At 45.3% G+C, this 17818-nt stretch carries 13 protein-coding genes; 9 read left to right on the top strand and 4 right to left on the bottom strand.

Going from position 1 to position 17818, the window contains the following annotated elements:
- Positions 1-178 precede the first annotated feature (178 nt).
- Positions 179-544, bottom strand: coding sequence for a winged helix-turn-helix transcriptional regulator (locus CJD36_RS11645; protein WP_105039347.1), 366 nt, complete (start codon positions 542-544; stop codon positions 179-181).
- 82 nt (positions 545-626) lie between these two features.
- Here CJD36_RS11645 and CJD36_RS11640 point away from each other — a divergent pair, with 82 nt between their 5' ends.
- A complete protein-coding gene (locus CJD36_RS11640; RefSeq protein WP_105039346.1) occupies positions 627-1514 on the top strand; it encodes an NAD(P)H-binding protein in 888 nt (295 codons plus the stop codon).
- A 74-nt stretch (positions 1515-1588) separates the two neighbouring features.
- Here the strand turns inward: CJD36_RS11640 and CJD36_RS11635 are convergent, their stop codons facing one another.
- Positions 1589-4636, bottom strand: coding sequence for a glycosyltransferase family 117 protein (locus CJD36_RS11635; RefSeq protein ID WP_105039345.1), 3048 nt, complete (start codon positions 4634-4636; stop codon positions 1589-1591).
- 129 nt (positions 4637-4765) lie between these two features.
- On the opposite strand from CJD36_RS11635, the gene CJD36_RS11630 reads away from it, so the two are divergent.
- Together CJD36_RS11630 and CJD36_RS11620 are read left to right on the top strand one after the other, a co-directional pair.
- A complete protein-coding gene (locus tag CJD36_RS11630) occupies positions 4766-6085 on the top strand; it encodes a sensor histidine kinase (protein WP_105039344.1) in 1320 nt (439 codons plus the stop codon).
- Positions 6086-6437: 352 nt separating this feature from the next.
- Positions 6438-7133: a response regulator transcription factor gene (locus tag CJD36_RS11620; protein ID WP_105039342.1), complete on the top strand. Its 696-nt coding sequence runs from the start codon at positions 6438-6440 to the stop codon at positions 7131-7133.
- 108 nt (positions 7134-7241) lie between these two features.
- On the opposite strand, the gene CJD36_RS11615 is transcribed toward CJD36_RS11620, so the two are convergent.
- The gene (locus tag CJD36_RS11615; RefSeq protein WP_133162609.1) at positions 7242-7508 is read right to left on the bottom strand and encodes a hypothetical protein; all 267 of its coding nucleotides are present in this window, start codon (positions 7506-7508) and stop codon (positions 7242-7244) included.
- A gap of 179 nt (positions 7509-7687) precedes the next feature.
- On the opposite strand from CJD36_RS11615, the gene CJD36_RS11610 reads away from it, so the two are divergent.
- Together CJD36_RS11610 and CJD36_RS11605 are read left to right on the top strand one after the other, a co-directional pair.
- On the top strand, positions 7688-9058 hold the full coding sequence (locus CJD36_RS11610) for a LutB/LldF family L-lactate oxidation iron-sulfur protein (RefSeq protein ID WP_105039340.1): 1371 nt from the start codon (positions 7688-7690) through the stop codon (positions 9056-9058).
- 497 nt (positions 9059-9555) lie between these two features.
- Positions 9556-12486, top strand: a complete 2931-nt coding sequence (locus tag CJD36_RS11605; RefSeq protein WP_105039339.1) for a M16 family metallopeptidase — start codon at positions 9556-9558, stop codon at positions 12484-12486.
- Between the two features lie 245 nt (positions 12487-12731).
- Here CJD36_RS11605 and CJD36_RS11600 read toward each other — a convergent pair whose 3' ends face one another.
- Entirely contained in the window at positions 12732-13823 is a 1092-nt protein-coding gene (locus CJD36_RS11600; protein ID WP_105039338.1) for an endonuclease, read from the bottom strand.
- Between the two features lie 548 nt (positions 13824-14371).
- Here CJD36_RS11600 and CJD36_RS11595 point away from each other — a divergent pair.
- From CJD36_RS11595 to CJD36_RS11580, 4 genes are all read left to right on the top strand, one after another.
- Complete coding sequence (locus CJD36_RS11595; protein WP_161499289.1) at positions 14372-15154, top strand: serine hydrolase; 783 nt, start codon at positions 14372-14374, stop codon at positions 15152-15154.
- 50 nt (positions 15155-15204) lie between these two features.
- The gene (locus CJD36_RS11590) at positions 15205-16095 is read left to right on the top strand and encodes a bifunctional 5,10-methylenetetrahydrofolate dehydrogenase/5,10-methenyltetrahydrofolate cyclohydrolase (protein ID WP_105039336.1); all 891 of its coding nucleotides are present in this window, start codon (positions 15205-15207) and stop codon (positions 16093-16095) included.
- A 198-nt stretch (positions 16096-16293) separates the two neighbouring features.
- Positions 16294-16914, top strand: a complete 621-nt coding sequence (locus tag CJD36_RS11585) for a 7-carboxy-7-deazaguanine synthase QueE (protein WP_240609341.1) — start codon at positions 16294-16296, stop codon at positions 16912-16914.
- Positions 16915-16917: 3 nt separating this feature from the next.
- Positions 16918-17799, top strand: coding sequence for an undecaprenyl-diphosphate phosphatase (locus CJD36_RS11580; protein ID WP_105039334.1), 882 nt, complete (start codon positions 16918-16920; stop codon positions 17797-17799).
- Positions 17800-17818 lie beyond the last annotated feature (19 nt).

Below are 17818 nucleotides of genomic sequence, written 5' to 3'. Positions count from 1 at the left end.
CTTTTAAGAATTAATAAAAATTTATCTTCTCTTGTCCCTAGTTAGACAGTACTAAACGCTTAATGGTTGGTGTAAACAGCGAAAATTTCAGAAAAAACTGACTTTTTACTGGTTTTTTTATACAAATACATTTTTTTCCCATTTCATAAGACACTCATTTCCACTCCACCGAATGATTTTATTCTAATACATCTGCTTTTGAATAATGCATACCCCATGCCGCCATTGCATTCAGCACGGGCGCCAGCGCTTCTCCCGATGTAGTCAAACTGTAGGTAACATGTGGTGGAACTACCGGCATTGCTTTACGGTTTACAAGCCCATCAGCTTCCAGCTCCTTAAGATGTTGTATCAGCATCTTTTCCGTTATGGCAGGTATAGCCTTCTTTAATTCCCCATACCGCAACGGGCCGCTGGTGAGGTGATAAATGATCAGCGGCTTCCACCTGCCGCCTATCTTATGCAACGTATAAGTAACAGGGCACTTATTAAGCGCTATGCTTATGTTCAGCTGATTGGTAGAACTTTCTTTTGTTTCGTACATAATAGATACATACTTTTTGGTAGGTACTAGTTAAAAAGTATGCACAAATATACCTTTGTGTGAACAAAAAACAAAAAACGATATGAAATACGTAATTACAGGTTCCCTGGGGAACATTAGCAAACCGCTTACACAACAATTAGTAAATGCAGGACACAACGTTACGGTGATCAGCAGCAAAGCCGACAAACAGTCGCAAATAGAATCTCTTGGTGCACATGCGGCAATCGGTTCTGTAGAAGACACTGCATTTCTCACCCGCACATTTAACGGCGCTGACGCTGTCTACACAATGGTGCCGCCTACCATGTCGGCACCTGACTGGGTTGGCCACATACACAACATCGGGAAGAATTATGCAGAAGCCATAAAGGCGGCAGGTGTAAAACAGGTAGTAAACCTGAGTAGTATTGGTGCACACATGCCGGAGGGCTGTGGCCCGGTAAGTGGCTTGTACCATGTAGAGCAGGAATTGAACAAACTGGAAGGTGTTAACGTAAAGCACCTGCGTCCCGGTTTTTTCTTCACCAACCTTTATTCGAATATTGGTATGATAAAGCATGCCGGAATAATTGGCGCCAACTATGGAGAAAATGCAAAATTAGTAATGGCACATCCTAATGATATTGCCGCAGCTGCCGCAGAAGAAATGCTGACACCAACTTTTACAGGAAAGAGTATTCGCTTTGTAGTCAGCGACGAACCGACAACAACAGAAATTGCAGGCGCTTTAGGTGCTGCAATTGGTAAGCCCCAGCTGCCATGGGTGAACTTTAAGAATGAAGATGCACTAAACGGCATGTTGCAGGCAGGATTACCGGCTGAGGTTGCCGAAAAATACATGGAAATGGGCGAGGCTATGGCAACAGGCAAAATGACTGCCGGCTACGCTAACAAGCAGCCACTTGCAAGCGCAACAAAACTGGCAGACTTCGCAAAGGAATTTGCAGCAGCATATGCACAAGCCTAAGCAGGACTAGTTAAAACAAAAAGAGGGTGCTTCCAAATATGGCAGCACCCTCTTTTCTATTCGCAGTATCAACCCTACTGCCTTATCGATCCCTTCACCTTATTATATATCGCCTGGAATTTATCATTCAGCACTTTAGCGCCTTCAGCATCTCCTGCGGTTTGCGCCGTACTGGCCAGCGTATTCACCATCGATGCATCATTGCGAATATCCCTCGATAGGTATTCCCTCTGGTTATCATCCAGTGTCAGCATATATTCTACATCATCTTCGCAGTTCTTCGTTAATGCCAACGACAGGTCTCTACCCTTTTCTTTAGCACCCGCCTTGTAGTAAGACATAGCCATATAGAAGGTTGTCAGTTCGTAGTAGTAAGCATGAGATGTAATGCCGGCCTTCACCTTATCCAGTAATTGAACAGCCTCTGCGTTTCTACCATGTGCACTCAGATCATCTGCTATCTGGGATGCGTATATACGGTAAGCCATCATCATCACCCTGTTCTTCTCATCAAAGTATACAGTGTTTGTTTCACCACCACCCCACTTAAACTTGTTCATGAACAGGTCGTAACTTTTGTTAAGGTTGATGTTCATGCCAACTTGCTTGCTCTCCGCGGTAGGCACCTTCTTGTAAGGCACCAGGCGATAGACCATTCCTTCCTGGCGGAGGTAATCATGAAGGCCCAGGTAAGTATCATTGCCGGGGAAACCACCACTCAAATAGATAGGTCTTGCCCAGCCATTCTTAGCATTCTCGGCTATCATGTTCACCAGGGTCACATCATTTTTATACATACCTTCTCTAGGCAGGCTAAACTTCATTTCATTGATGATCGCACCAGTATCAGCAGCATCCAACATGCCTTTCTTAATCAGCTCTTCCTTGCTGAGGCCCTTTACAAATACATTCAGAGCCGGTATATAACCCTCACCGTCTTGTCCGCCATCGCCATCTTTGGTGCACATGAATTTCACAATATCATAAAGATCATAGTATTTATCCTGTGGTACTTTATGACTATCCATATAGCGGATGTGCTCATGGCGAGAGCCCATATAATCATCTCTCTTCCACACCATTGGCACTGCATCCGCATCATTGATCTTACGCTGTAGCTGATCTATGAACCATTCAGTACCTATCAGTGTATTGATCATAATACGTACGTCTTTACGCACACCTTCTACTTCCTGCAGGTACCATAGCGGGTAGGTATCATTATCTCCGAAGGTCACCAATATGGCATTAGGTTCGCAAGACATAAGGTCGTTATACGCCGTAGACCATGCTAGTCGCTTTTGCGAACGGTCATGATCATCCCACTCTTCTTTAGCCATAAGCGTAGGGACGGCCACAAGGCACAACACAGTAGCGCCAATAGCAGCCGGATACCCCTTTACAGCCCTGGCTATAAGGTCATACACCATTATCACACCCAGGCCTATCCATACCGCAAAGGCATAGGTAGCACCGGCAAAGGCATAGTCACGCTCACGTGGCTGGCCCGGTGTCATATTCAGGAATATACCAATAGCCGCTCCTGTAAAGAAGAAGAGCAGGGCAACAATAAGGCCGTCTTTTTTCTTTCTGTTGAACTGGTACACAACACCCATTATACCCAGTATCAGCGGCAAGAAGTACAATTGATTCCTGGCACCGTTATTCTTAAAGCCATCGCTCATCTTGTCCAGGTCACCTACGCGACCCTTGTCCAGCATTTTGATACCCGATATCCAGTTGCCATTCTTAGCATCACCCTGGCCTTCAAAGTCGTTCTGACGGCCGGCATAGTTCCACATAAAGTAGCGCCACCACATCCAGTTCATCTGGTAGCCAAAGAAGAAACTCAGGTTATCGGCACCTGTTGGTGCCTGCCCTTCTGCAAGACCCAGGTAAGAACGGTAGAATGAGGCATGTCCTTCACTTCCGTCCCACACACGCGGGAAGAAACGGGTAGTTGCAGGGTCATACACTCCTTCGCGCTTTACACCTGTTTCCTCATAAAGGTCTTTACCGTTTTTCTGAACCTGTGTATAGATCTTGCCTGTTTCCTTCACACTCGTCATGGGACTGGTAAAATCAGGCCCGGTAAGTAGCGGCTGCGAGCCAAACTGCTCACGAGATACGTATGAATTCAGGCTGAAAGCGTTATCAGGGTTGGTCATATCCACCGGCACTTCAGCACGAGAGCGGATAACGGGTACTATATAACTGCTATAACCAATGATAATGAAAATAACACTCAGTATGCCGGTATGCAGCATTACATGTTGCTTCTTTTTTGCCCATGTAAGCAGCCACACCAACCCGCCGCAAAGCAGCAGCACGAAAGTGATAGAACCAATATCAAATGGCAAACCAAAGCTATTGGTAAACATAATATCGAAATTGGCAGCTATCTTAGGTATGTACTGTATAATACCTATCTGCACAAAACCCAGCAATACACAGCTAACCAGGAATGCAATGATGCCACCCTTTACAGTAGGTGCATAGCGTCTGAAATACCAGATCATCACCACAGGTGGAATACAAAGTAAGTTCAACAAGTGCACCCCTACCGACAAACCAATGAGGTATGCGATCAATACCAACCAGCGATCAGCATACTTTTCATCGGCTACATTTTCCCATTTCAGCATTGCCCAGAAGGTAATGGCAGTAAAAAATGATGATGTAGCATAAACCTCGGCCTCTACTGCCGAGAACCAGAATGTATCTGAAAATGTATACGCAAGTCCACCCACTAGTCCGGCACCCATAATTAGGGCCATCTTTTCGCCGGTAACTTCTTCGCCCTTTGGCACCAATAGCTTTTTAGCATAATGCGTAATGGTCCAGAAAAGGAACAGTATGGTCAGGGCACTGACAAGTGCTGAAAATGAATTGATGAATAATGCCTGTGTGGCTGCAGATGGTGCGAAAATGGCAAATAACCGCTGCATCATCATAAATAATGGCGCCCCCGGTGAGTGGCCCACTTCCAGTTTTGCCGCACAGCTCAGAAACTCGCCGCAGTCCCAGAAGCTAACGGTGGGCTCCATCGTTTTTAAGTAAACCAGGTAAGCAATAGCTCCGGTTATCCAGCCGAATAGGTTATTGATCTTATTATACTTCATATCAGTTTTTGTCAGAACGCTCAAAAATAGATTATTCCGCAAGTTTGTGCGTTAAAGAAAGGGGAATTAATGTTAAAAAAGGTTAAGAGATATAAATATATGGGAACACAGTGACTATTTTTGTTTTGTATGATGAACGGCGGTAAAAAAATAAATCTCAGGTCTATCAAAGCACTTATGGTGTTTTGCCAGGTATTGCTGGTTGTATTTACCATCCAATGGTTATCAAGCCAGTACAATACCCAGCGCGATGAATTAAAGAAAAACCTTACTAAAATATTTACCGACATACAGCACAAAGTTTCCGACTCACTCATACTGGAGCACGTTGTTGATCCGGTAGCCGCTAAAACACCACAAAAGGAAGCAAAACTGCTGGCCACCGATCAGGACGGACATGTCGTAAACCTTTCTCCAGGCAAAATTCACTCGATGGTTGCAGGGGGCGTTATGATATCCAGGGGGCAGGAGCAGAGCCTGTTCAAAATGGACACCATCGCCTTCAATGAAATGTTTGCCAGCCAGATGAAGCAAAACGGCTGGGACTTTAATTCAAGCTGGGTGGTCAATTGTGACAGTAACAAAGAAGGAAAGTCTATATTCATTAAAAGTGACTTCTTTACGCAAGACAATGGCATAATAGTGCGGGATTACAGTGGCTACCTGATGATGAAACTACTGCCGCAGCTACTTTTTGTGCTGGTATTACTCACCCTTACAGCTGCCGCATTTGTTATTGCCTACAAGGGTCTTAGTTCTCAGTTAAAGCTCAGCCAGCTGAAAGATGATTTCATCAGCAATATGTCTCATGAACTCAAAACCCCTATTTCTACTGTAAAGCTGGCACTCGAGGCACTGAACAACTACAATATTATAGACGATCCTAAACTGAGCCGCGAATACCTGGGCATGGCCACATCTGAAATGGACAGGCTGGAACTATTGGCTACAAGGGTACTGAACACATCGCTGCTTGAAAACGGCAAAATGCACATTCAGCGCGAAAGCTACGATCTCCGCCAGCTGGTGACAGAAGTACTGCAAAACATGCAACTGCGCTTTGCACAGCATGAGGCCAATGTATCTTTTAATGTGACAGGCAACAATTTTGTAGCCCCAATCGACAAATTGCACATGCAGGGCGTACTGGTCAACCTGCTCGATAACAGCCTGAAGTATTCCACCTCAGCACCCAATATTGCTGTTACACTTACAGAGAATAGTGGCGCAATACAATTATCACTAACCGACAATGGCCCCGGCATACCGGAAGAATACAAAGAAAAGATCTTCGAAAAATTCTTCCGCGTACCCAATGGCCTCAGACATAATACAAAAGGATACGGCCTTGGCCTTAGCTATGCAGCACAGGTCATGCGCCAGCACAACGGCAGCATCAATGTGAACAACGTAAACGCCGGTGGCTGTGTATTTACACTGACTTTTTAATACTATTGCTCTTACTTATATAATTCAACAAACAAATCACAAAGCGGGTCATTGCGAGGCACGAAGCAATCTCACGTAAGGACGTATTCATTTTGTAGCGCAAATATCACGCTGTTCGTAGAGACGCAAGATTTTGCGTCTCCACACAACACGAGCCATGCGGACGTATTTGTTTTGTAGCGCTAACATCTGAACGTCGACACCACCGAATGTCATAGTGAGGCTCTCGAACCACGATATTCGCACGGGACATATTCGTTTTGAAGCGCTAACATCACGCTGTTCGTAGAGACGCAAGATTTTGCGTCTCCACACAACACGAGCCAACATAACCCACACAACAAACAACACAATGAAGAAAAGAGTCCTGTACATAGAAGACGAAGTATACCTGGCCCGCATAGTAAAAGACACGCTGGAACTGAAAGGCTATGAGGTACTACACAAAAAAGACGGCACACAGATCCACGACTGCGTCACCAACTTTGCACCCGACATCTGCCTGCTCGATGTTATGCTGCCTCATGTAGACGGCTTCACACTGGCCAACCATATCCGCAACATCAACCCACGCCTGCCCATCATATTCCTCACTGCCAAAACCCAGACGGACGACCTCATAAAAGGCTTCTCATCCGGCGGCAGCGACTATCTCCGCAAGCCATTCAGCATGGAAGAACTGGTAGTAAGGTTAGATAATCAATTGAAACTGGCAGGCAGAGACACCAGCACTGCGCAATCGCTCCCAGACCAGGTGGTGCTAAAAGACTATACCTTTTACCCGGGAAAATTCGAACTGCAAACCCCCACCGGCACTATAAAACTGTCTAACCGCGAAGCACAGATACTCTCCATGCTTTGCGCGCATACCAATAGCGCCGTAGACCGCCGCGAAATGTTGCAGATAGTATGGGGCGATGACTCCTTCTTCAACTCCCGCAATCTCGACGTCTATATCCGCAAGATCCGCGGCTACTTCGCCCCCGATTCCGGCATAGAGATTGTTACTCTAAAAGGAAAAGGATACCACTTTGTGGTATCCCGTTAGGTCGGTATTATCTGAATTTTACGTTTGTACACGAACTCTTTACTCCGGCCATTGACCTTCTCATGCCTTGAACATATGTTCAAGGCATGAGTATGAACTACTTTTCTGCTATATCTTCACATCATTAGGCCTTTCTGCCGGAGGTATCGGTGTTTTGGGCACTTCCTCATCTACCACTTCGTCGCCTTCAGTCTTAGCCGGACTTTTAGGTTCTCCCTGGCTCAGCGAATTGTCGCCTTTATAGTCACCAAAAATGGCATCAAACACCTTCCCAAATACATTACCTTCCTTTTCGTTCTCCTGAGGGTCGGTTACATTGGGGTCATCTCCCTTATGTTTCAGATCGTCGTTATTTACTTGCTGTAGGATTGGCATAGTTGTACGTTTTAATTGATTATATCCATGTGAAAACCGTGCCATCACCATAACTCCATAGCAATTATAGCAATACGACTATCAGCATATGTGCACCCGCCATTAAAATACTCCAACAATATTATTTACATTCGTATAAACCCGCACATTCCTTTTATTTTTGCACATTATCTACCGGAATGACAGAACAACAGCACATATTTTTGGCCAAAAGCGATGTAAAGGCACACGATCTGGAGCACAAGCGTAAGATCGCCTTCAACATCAATAAGTATAACGATAGCGTAGTAAAAGGTAAGCAGCAGTTTGCCAATCTCGACTATGCGCGCAAGAAAGCCAAAAATGTAAAGTGGAAAGCTATTGAGAACCTGGATCATTACCTGGAGCTGTTTGAAAAGAACTTTACGGCAAAAGGCGGCAAGGTAATATGGGCCGAAACTACCGATGATGCCCTGCAGGCCATACTACAGATCTGCAAAGAGAAGAACACTAAGCAGGTAGTAAAGGCAAAGTCGATGGTGACTGAAGAGATACACCTGAACAAGTTCCTCGCCGACAATGGCATCGAATCTGTTGAGACAGACCTTGGCGAATACATACAGCAGCTGGATGGCGAAGCACCCTACCATATTGTTACACCTGCCATGCACAAGAGCAAGGAAGATGTGGCTCGCGTATTCCACGAAAAGCTGGGTACAGAGCCCAACCTCTCCCCTACCGAAATAACCATGATAGCGCGGAAAAATCTGCGTGAAAAATACATTACTGCCGAAGTGGGCGTAACCGGCGGCAACTTCCTGCTGGCCGATATTGGCGGTGTTTGTGTTACCGAGAACGAAGGCAATGGCCGCTTATCTACCTCATTCCCCAAAACACAGATCTCTATTGTAGGCATTGAAAAGATGTTGCCATCTGTCAATGATCTGCACCTGTTTTGGCCGCTGTTGGCAACATTTGGCACAGGGCAAAACGTTACTGTATACAACACCATTTTCACCGGCCCTAAAAAAGCAGACGAGACCGACGGACCTGAAGAAATGTACGTCATTCTGCTCGACAATGGCCGCACCAACCTGCTACGTAAAGAAGTACGCGAAAGCATGTACTGCATTCGCTGCGGATCATGCCTTAATGCCTGCCCTGTATATAAAAATATAGGCGGACATGCCTATGGCGCTACCTACAGCGGTCCTATTGGTTCGGTAATAACCCCGCACCTGCTGGGTATGAATGAGTACAAACACATGAGCTACGCCAGCAGCCTGTGCGGCAACTGCACAGAGGTATGCCCGGTAAAGATCAACATACACGAAATGCTGCTCGAAAACAGGGGCATAGCCGTTGCCGACGGACTCAACGAATTTTCTGAGAACATGGCCTGGAAATTCTGGAAACAAGCCATGCTCAGCCGCACCCTCCTCAACATGGGCGGACAAAAAATAAAGAACAAAGTGGTCAACACCGTCTTCAAAGACTCATGGGCCAAGCACCGCAGCACCCTCCACTTCTCCGACAAAACCTTTAATAAAATGTGGAAGGAGCGAAAGTAGAATCATCCATTTGTGTAGTTGGGGTCACTATTCAATTAGTTAATTTGCTGGCATGTCATGATGCTGAAGGCATCACATGTCTATAGTAGATCAGCAATCAATCGGGGTCGATGCCGAAGGTATCGCATGTTTGTGTAAGCGAATTCCGCTAACAAATTGGATTTGAGAATTTCTACTGTCGCGATACTTTAACAGGTCTCTGACCACAAGTGTTCGAAAAGGGTAAAACAGCTGGTTATATGTCCCGCAGGGACTACCGGTTTGTAGTAAAACATAACAAAAAATGGGCATTGCCCCGTCAGGGGTTACCCTTATCTAAGCACATTAACAACGCTTCAAATACATCCGGTCTCTGACCTGAACAATACATGGGCACTGATACCGAATCTGTGAGATCCCCTCCCCCTTAAAGATCTCTTGCCCAACAGGCTTTCAACAGCCGATTACCTAATCCCATCAAAAAATATTATTTTACAACATAATTACAACACACAGACATGAAAAACATAAGGATAGCTTCACTGCTCATTGCAATGCTGGCTGCGGGCAGCACATCGGCTAAAGAAGTACACGAGTGGAAGGATGCAAAATCGGGTGGATACAAATACCGCTACGTTACCGGCGATCCTATGCAGACCCGCTTTTATACGCTTAAGAATGGCATGACTGTCATACTCAGTCCCACTAATAAGGAACCACGTATGCAGGTGTATATTGCCACAAAAGCCGGCAGTAAAACAGACCCTGCCGATCACACCGGCCTGGCGCACTACCTGGAGCATATGATGTTCAAGGGCACCGACAACTACGGCTCACTCGACTATAAAAAAGAGAAGCCATTCCTGGAGATGATCGATGCCCTATACGAGGAGTACAACCATACCACCGATGAGGCTAAACGCAAAGAGATCTATCACCGCATCGACTCCGTATCGGGCGTGGCATCTAAATTTGCCATTGCCAACGAGTATGATAAAATGATGTCTTCTATGGGAGCAAAGGGCACCAACGCCTTCACCTCATTTGAGCAGACAGTATATACAGAAGACATACCAGCCAATGCTGTTGATAAATTCCTGAAGGTACAATACGATCGTTTCCGCAATCCGGTCTTCCGTATCTTCCACACCGAGTTGGAAGCCGTATATGAAGAAAAGAACCGCACGCTAGATAACGATAACCGCAAGGTATCTGAGCTGCTGCTCTCTAACCTCTTCCTCAATCACAACTATGGCAAGCAGACAACAATAGGCACCATTGATCACCTTAAAAATCCTTCGCTGCTGGAGATCAGAAAGTACTTCAACACCTACTATGTGCCCAACAACATGGGTATCATCATCGCCGGCGATTTCGACCCCGATGTAATGATAGGCAAGGTAGATGATTACTTCTCTAAGCTCAATTCTAAGAAGATCACCCCTTATACTTTCAAACCCGAAGAACCGATTACAGCTCCTATAGAAAAGGAAGTAAAAGGTCCTGATGCTGAGTTTGTAGCCATCGGTTACCGCTTGCCTGGCATACATGCCAAAGACGCTATTCTTGCCGACATTGTTGGCCAGATACTTACCAATGGCCGTGCAGGATTGATAGACCTTAACCTGGTTAAGAAACAAAAGCTACTCCGTGCATCTGCCAGTGCCGATATCCTCATAGATCATGGCTACATGTACCTGCAGGGCAATCCTACCATGGGTCAAAGCCTTGAAGAAGTAAAGGCACTGATGCTCGGTGAGATCGAAAACCTGAAGAAGGGCAACTTCGATGACAACCTTGTTTTATCTATCATCAACAACCAGAAGAAGGGTATGATGCAGCAGAGCGAGAACTACGGTACCCGCGCACGCGCATTAATGAATGCCTTCACATCAGAAGAAGACTGGCAGGAAGATGTAGACTACATCGAGCGCTTGTCTGCTATCAGCAAAAAGGACATCACCGACTTCGCCAACAAGTACTTTGCCAATAACTATGTGGCCGTCTACAAGCGCAAGGGCGAAGACAAGAACCTGGTGAAAGTAAGCAAGCCGCCTATCACGCCTGTTGAGACAAATGCTAAATCTCAGTCGTGGTTTGTAAAGGAAGTGAACAATATGGCTGTAGCGCCACTGTCACCGGTATGGCTCGATTATAATAAAGACATGAGCAAGAGCAATATTGGCCCTGCCGAGTTGTTGTATGTTCATAATAATGACAATGGTCTGTTCCGTATGGCTTACCGCTTCAAGATGGGTACATGGAATGATAAGCGTCTTGCAATAGCCGCACAATACCTGCAGTTCCTGGGCACAGAGAATAAAAGTGCAGAAGATTTCTCAAAGGAGTTTTACAAACTGGCCTGCAGCTTTAATGTCAATGCTACAGGTGAATTCACCACAGTATCCGTTGAAGGCCTTCAGGAAAACTTCGACCAGGCTGTAGCCTTGCTAGATAACCTGCTTACCAACTGCGTTGCAGACGACAAAGCATTGAATGCACTGAAAGCCCGTATCGCCAAGAGCCGTGCCGATGCTAAAAACAACAAGGCACAGATCATGCAGGGCCTTACCAGCTATGCACAATACGGTGCCGGCAATCCATTCAACAATGTATTAAGTAACGATGAACTGAAAAACCTTACCAGTGCTGAACTGACAACATTGCTACACGACCTCTGCAGCTATAGCCACCGCATCATCTATTACGGTCCTGCAGCTATCGGTGCACTCACCACAGAATTAAAGACCGCCCACAAAATGCCGGGAATGTTCCGCGCGGCCACAGCACCTAAGGTCTTTATGTTCACTACCCAAAATAAGAACGAAGTGCTTTTCGCTAACTACGACATGGTACAGAGTGAGATCCGCTGGATAAGGAATGTACCTGGTTACAGTGCCGACAAGCAACCGGTCATTGATATCTTCAACAATTACTTCGGCGCAGGTATGGGCGCATTGGTATTCCAGACAATAAGAGAGAGCAAAGCGTTGGCCTATTCAACTAATGCCTACTACAGAGCCCCCGATAAAAAAGAAGACCCTTACACTGTTACAGCCTACATAGGTTGCCAGGCCGATAAATTCAATGAATCGGTAAAGGCTATGAACGAACTGCTCAATGATCTGCCATCGCTCGAAAACAACATGATGTCGGCTCGCTCTGCGGTAAAGAAAGATATAGAAACAGACCGCATCACACAAGATGGCATCATCTATAACTACATCACTGCCGAGCGTAAAGGCCTGAACGAAGACATCCGCAAAAGGATCTATGAGAATGCCGACAGGATACAGTTCAACGACCTTAAGCAATTCCATAGCGCCAACATCGCCAACAAACCATACACCTACTGCATCCTCGCCTCAGAAAACAAACTGAACATGGATGATGTAAAGAAAGTAGGCGAAATAAAGAAGCTGTCTATGGAAGACATATTTGGGTATTAACCAACTTGAAATGAAGAGTATTAACGCCCGCCGTCGGTCTCTGACCGACGGCCATCTGGTCGGTTCTCTTTGAGTATTAATAACACCAACCCAAGTGTGTCATTGCGAGCCCTTCGCGAAGCAATCTTACGTAAGGACGTATTAGTTTTGTGTTACATGCAAGCGTCCCGAATGCTAATAAAAAATAGGGCTGCAAGTTCACCACTTGCAGCCCTATCTATTTTATTATATAACTTCTGAAGAACTTACTGTATCACTATCTTCCTGCTATCTACCTTACTCAGGCTCTGTATTCTTAATACATAAATGCCTTTAGCCCATGTGGCAGTACTTATTGCTGCCGATTTATTGAACGCGGCTGCTGAAGCATTAAACACCAACTGCCCGTTCATGTTCACTACCGATAGGTTGGTCAGCTCATCATCTGCAAGGTTATCCCAGTTCACTACCAGTGTATTAGTTGTGCTATTTACATAAGATACTACCGACTGCATATAGCTCTTTACATCATTCACACCCACTGTGCAACTACCCCATATGCAATCAGCATATTCCGGATGGTCAATGAATGGATTCCTGTTGTTCTGCAATGGGTATACTGCATTATTACGGTCTATTTCCTTCTGGCTAACAGGGTCGTTATGATGCCAGTCGAGCAGCATGTTTATTGCCCATGGCGTAAACGTAAGACCGGTAGCAGTTTCCCAGCTCGTGAACTTCACACTATCTTGTGCGGTCCAGTAGCAGGTAGCCACATAAAAATAGTTACGGGCCAGATCGCCCTTGTAGGCATCAATTGGCTCGTAGCAGTTACCCGATGACAGCAGATTCACACCTATCTTGCCACCATTGGTAAATGTTTGAGTTGCAGTGCCCACCTTGCCATATGGTAAATTACCTCTTTGTCCGTTTACAAAGTAATCCGTAGGATATACTATGAACAGGTCATTCTGCATAGGGGTGTCGCTGGCAAATTTGCTTTGTGGCCATGTATGCTCACGGTTGTAACAGCTACCTTCTGCAGATGGGCTTACACTACCACACTGGTTACCTCCTGATGACGTTGGCCCAAGCGTATATTCATATGCCGGTGTACCACTTGGTATGTCCGAATACATATCCCATAGTTTTCCGTTTGCCTTTTTATCGGTTGTAAAATAAGCATTCCACAAACCCGGGGTGTAAGAGAGGGTGGTGTGCGGGCGTATGATGTTACGCAATGCTACTCTCAATGGCTGGCCACTAAGTCCGGTAGCGGTATTATAATACCCTGCTGGTATCTGTGCCATTGCCACAATAGGGAAAATAGCTAAAATCGATAGGAGAATTCTCTTCATCTGATATATTTTGCCAAAAATACATTATTTACTCTTAGTGAACAGTTGCCGACATGTTATGACATAGATTTTACTTGCACAACACAAAACCAAATGTAGAATTAATTCTATATACTACATGATATAGTAGTAATAATCTACTCATAAATTACTTTATACCAAAGCCCTACGTATTCCACTAACAAAATCGCCAATTTCGCCCCCTTTTTGGTGAGTATCAGCAGCAAAATAGTTACTTTAGCTTCGCAAAATTACCTGAGCAAATCTGTAATATTACCGTGTCACTATTCTAAAGCTACTATCTAAATGCAATTGCTGAAAAAAAGATTCCTGTTATTTATACGCTCATTCTGGCAATTGCATTTAGTGCGGTAAGCTTTGTCCTATTAAAAAAATATACTACCCCTACTGCAACAGCCACTGAGCAGACAAATGGCTCTGCCAACTCCGAAAAATGCAACTACACAATTGCCAGGCTGAAGGGGTACAATTATATTAAGCCACTTATCACAGAAGAACCTGAGTGCGAATCTAAAGAACTCGCATCATTGAAGCAGGACATCACCGCTTTAATAGACAACGAGAAACAAGCCGGAATTCTAAACGCAGCATCGGTTTATATTAAGGAATTTTCCACTGACAACTGGACTTCTATCAACCCCGGTGAAAGCTTCCTCCCTGGCTCTTTGTTTAAGTTACCTGTACTCATGACCATTTTAAAAATGTCGGAGACAGATCCGTCGTTAATGAGTAGAAAAATTACATACCAACCGCAAGGTGTAGTTGATATCAAGCAGACCTACGTAACAAAATCGTTAAAACCGGGGCAGTCTTATACTGTAAAGGAATTATTGACCTATATGATCGCCTACTCCGATAACTCAGCTACGCAGTTGTTGAACAGGCAGATCAACCCCGAAGTATTGATCAGGATATTCTCCGATCTCGGCCTAAACCCTCCTAAGCCCAATGCCGCTGATTACATGGCCTATACCATCACCACCCGCGACTATTCCATATTTATGGCGGCTTTATATAATGCGGCATATCTAACTATCCCGAATTCCGAATTTGCAACATCCCTCATGGCACAATGCAATTTTAAAGATGGCCTGCTGAAAGGATTGCCTGCTGATGTCAAAGTGGCACACAAGTTTGGGGAAGCCGGTACTGCGCAGATACACGAACTTCATGAAACAGGTATTGTTTACTTTAACAACAGCGCTTACCTCATTACCGTAATGACCAAGGGCCCCGACCTGAAAAAACTCGCAGAGACGATCAGTGAGATATCTAAGATCACCTATGCAAGAATGAAACAAAACGCATAGTATTCCCGTAAACACTTACCAACAACCCTGCAAATGTTTATATTTGCACTATGCAAATACTTGACGGCACACTCGTATCCGCTCATATCAAAGAGCAAATAAAGCAAGATGTTATTGACTGGCAGGCAACCGGCGGCAAAAAGCCCCATCTTGCTGCAATTCTTGTAGGCAATAATCCCGCTAGCGAGGCCTATGTGGGCCATAAAGTCAAAAGCTGTGCCGAGCTGGGTTTTGAATCTACATTGCTGCGTTTTGACCCTTCAATAACTGAAACCGAACTGATAGCCGAAGTAAAGAAACTGAATGATAATGCCGATGTAGATGGCATATTAGTGCAATTGCCCCTTCCAAATCATATTTCGGGCGACAATATCATCAATACTATAGACCCTGCTAAAGATGTGGATGGTTTTCACCCCATCTCTCAGGGCAAAATGATGTTAGGCCAGCCAACGTTCCTGCCTGCAACTCCCTATGGTATTATGCTAATGCTGGAGCATTATAATATAGATGTAGCAGGTATGCATTGCGTAGTTATTGGCCGTAGCAACATAGTTGGTACACCCATGACCATATTGCTGAGCCGCAACACAAAGCCGGGCAATGCCACTGTAACGCTCACACACTCACGCACTAAGAATCTGGCAGAGATCACCCGTACTGCCGATGTAATAGTTGCCGCTATCGGTAAGCCATTCTTCGTAACTGCCGACATGGTGCGTCCGGGAGCAATAGTTATAGACGTGGGCATCAACAGGATAGATGATGCTACAAAAAAGAGCGGATCGAGACTGGTAGGCGATGTAGACTATGATAATGTAGCACCTTTGTGCAGCTATATTACCCCGGTTCCTAAAGGCGTTGGCCCAATGACCATCTGCGGATTGATGATGAATACACTACTTGCCGCTAAACAAAAAGCAAGTGTGGCTGTTAGCTAAGAAATAATACTCTGCTTTTTTCCCAATGTCATGGTGTGGCTCTCAACTACGACATTTGGCATTGGGCCGATTCTCTTTGAGATTGCTCTGGCGGGTCATTGCGAGGAACGAAGCAATCTCACGTCGGGACGTATTCGTTTCCTTGTAACGGACAAACCTTTAACACTATATAATCAACAACAAATACAAAAACAAAAATTGACCAATACCGAATCAAATACTGTCTCTTACCCCGTAATGGAGCACTTCTATACCCTGCAGGGTGAAGGCTTACATACAGGCAGAGCAGCATACTTTATAAGACTGGGCGGCTGCGATGTAGGCTGCGTGTGGTGCGATGTGAAAGAAAGCTGGGATGCCTCCATACATCCGCAGATGACCGCAAACGAAATAACACAACTGGCGGCTGCCAACCCCGGCCGTATAGCCGTAATAACGGGCGGCGAACCTGCCCTGCATGATCTTACGGCACTTTGCAACCTCCTGCATGGCGAAGGATTTAAAACGCATATAGAAACGTCGGGCTCATCGCCTATTGTCGGGGCTATAGACTGGGTAACTTTGTCGCCTAAAAAATTCAAAGCGCCCATACAAGAAGCCCTGGATCTGGCCAATGAATTAAAAGTAGTTGTGTATCATCACAGCGACTTTAAGTGGGCAGAAGAACATGCGGCAAAGGTGGGTAAAGACTGCCTGCTGTACCTGCAGCCCGAGTGGAGCAAGCGCGATAGCGTAACCCCACTCATCATAGATTATATACAGCAGCACCCACAGTGGCAATTATCTTTACAGACGCACAAATACATAAACATTCCGTAGATCATGACCTGGTTACAATCAATAGTTATTGCCGTTATAGAAGGTGTTACGGAGTTCCTCCCCATATCATCTACCGCACATATTAAGTTTACCAAGGCCATCATGGGTATGGATCCGCATGAGGCCTTCAGCAACATGTTTGATATAGTCATACAGTTTGCTGCAGTAATGGCGGTCATCGTACTCTATTGGAAGAAGTTCCTTGATTTTAAGGGAATAGCCTTTTATGTAAAGTTGATCATAGCTGTTATCCCTGCTCTGGTATTTGGCCTTTTGTTGAAGAAACACATTAACAACTTGCTGGGTAATGTCACCGTTATTGCCTGTATAACAGTTCTTGGCGGTGTAGTGCTTTTGTTTGTAGACAGCTGGTTTAAAAAGCCCGAGGTTCATGATGAAGAGCGCATCACCAACGCCCAAGCACTTAAAGTAGGCTTGTGCCAGATATTGTCTATCATCTTTCCGGGATTGAGCCGCAGTGCATCTACCATCATAGGTGGCATGGCAGCTAAACTGGATAAGAAAGTAGCTGCTGAGTTCTCCTTCTTCCTGGCGGTGCCTACTATGGCGGCGGCTACCGCCAAAGACATACTGGATACCTATAAAAAAAACCCTGAAGTATTCCACAATACCGATAACCTGGGCATGCTGGTGGTGGGTTGCCTGGTGTCGTTTATAGTATCGGTATTGGCTATTAAGTCGTTCATTACTTATGTGCAGAAGCATAGCTTCAGAGCATTTGGTGTATATCGTATCATTGCGGGTCTGGCCATTTTGGCACTCATTTATACCGGTGTTATCAAGAAGGAGCCGAAAGAGACAGTGGTGCCAAAGCCAGCCGCGTGTGCACAACATGTAACGGAGTCCTATCTCGTTAACCAATAGAGGCCAATTTCCTTCAACA

It is taken from the genome of Flavipsychrobacter stenotrophus (genome assembly GCF_002954265.1).
GTDB lineage: Bacteria > Bacteroidota > Bacteroidia > Chitinophagales > Chitinophagaceae > Flavipsychrobacter > Flavipsychrobacter stenotrophus.
This window is presented reverse-complemented; position numbering and strand designations above follow the sequence as displayed.

Coding starts and splice junctions, on each gene's coding strand:
- CJD36_RS11605 (WP_105039339.1), top strand. CDS start 9,556: ATGAAAAACATAAGGATAGCTTCACTGCTCATTGCAATGCTGGCTGCG.
- CJD36_RS11610 (WP_105039340.1), top strand. CDS start 7,688: ATGACAGAACAACAGCACATATTTTTGGCCAAAAGCGATGTAAAGGCA.
- CJD36_RS11635 (WP_105039345.1), bottom strand. CDS start 4,636: ATGAAGTATAATAAGATCAATAACCTATTCGGCTGGATAACCGGAGCT.
- CJD36_RS11640 (WP_105039346.1), top strand. CDS start 627: ATGAAATACGTAATTACAGGTTCCCTGGGGAACATTAGCAAACCGCTT.
- CJD36_RS11630 (WP_105039344.1), top strand. CDS start 4,766: ATGATGAACGGCGGTAAAAAAATAAATCTCAGGTCTATCAAAGCACTT.
- CJD36_RS11590 (WP_105039336.1), top strand. CDS start 15,205: ATGCAAATACTTGACGGCACACTCGTATCCGCTCATATCAAAGAGCAA.
- CJD36_RS11645 (WP_105039347.1), bottom strand. CDS start 544: ATGTACGAAACAAAAGAAAGTTCTACCAATCAGCTGAACATAAGCATA.
- CJD36_RS11600 (WP_105039338.1), bottom strand. CDS start 13,823: ATGAAGAGAATTCTCCTATCGATTTTAGCTATTTTCCCTATTGTGGCA.
- CJD36_RS11580 (WP_105039334.1), top strand. CDS start 16,918: ATGACCTGGTTACAATCAATAGTTATTGCCGTTATAGAAGGTGTTACG.
- CJD36_RS11615 (WP_133162609.1), bottom strand. CDS start 7,508: ATGCCAATCCTACAGCAAGTAAATAACGACGATCTGAAACATAAGGGA.
- CJD36_RS11620 (WP_105039342.1), top strand. CDS start 6,438: ATGAAGAAAAGAGTCCTGTACATAGAAGACGAAGTATACCTGGCCCGC.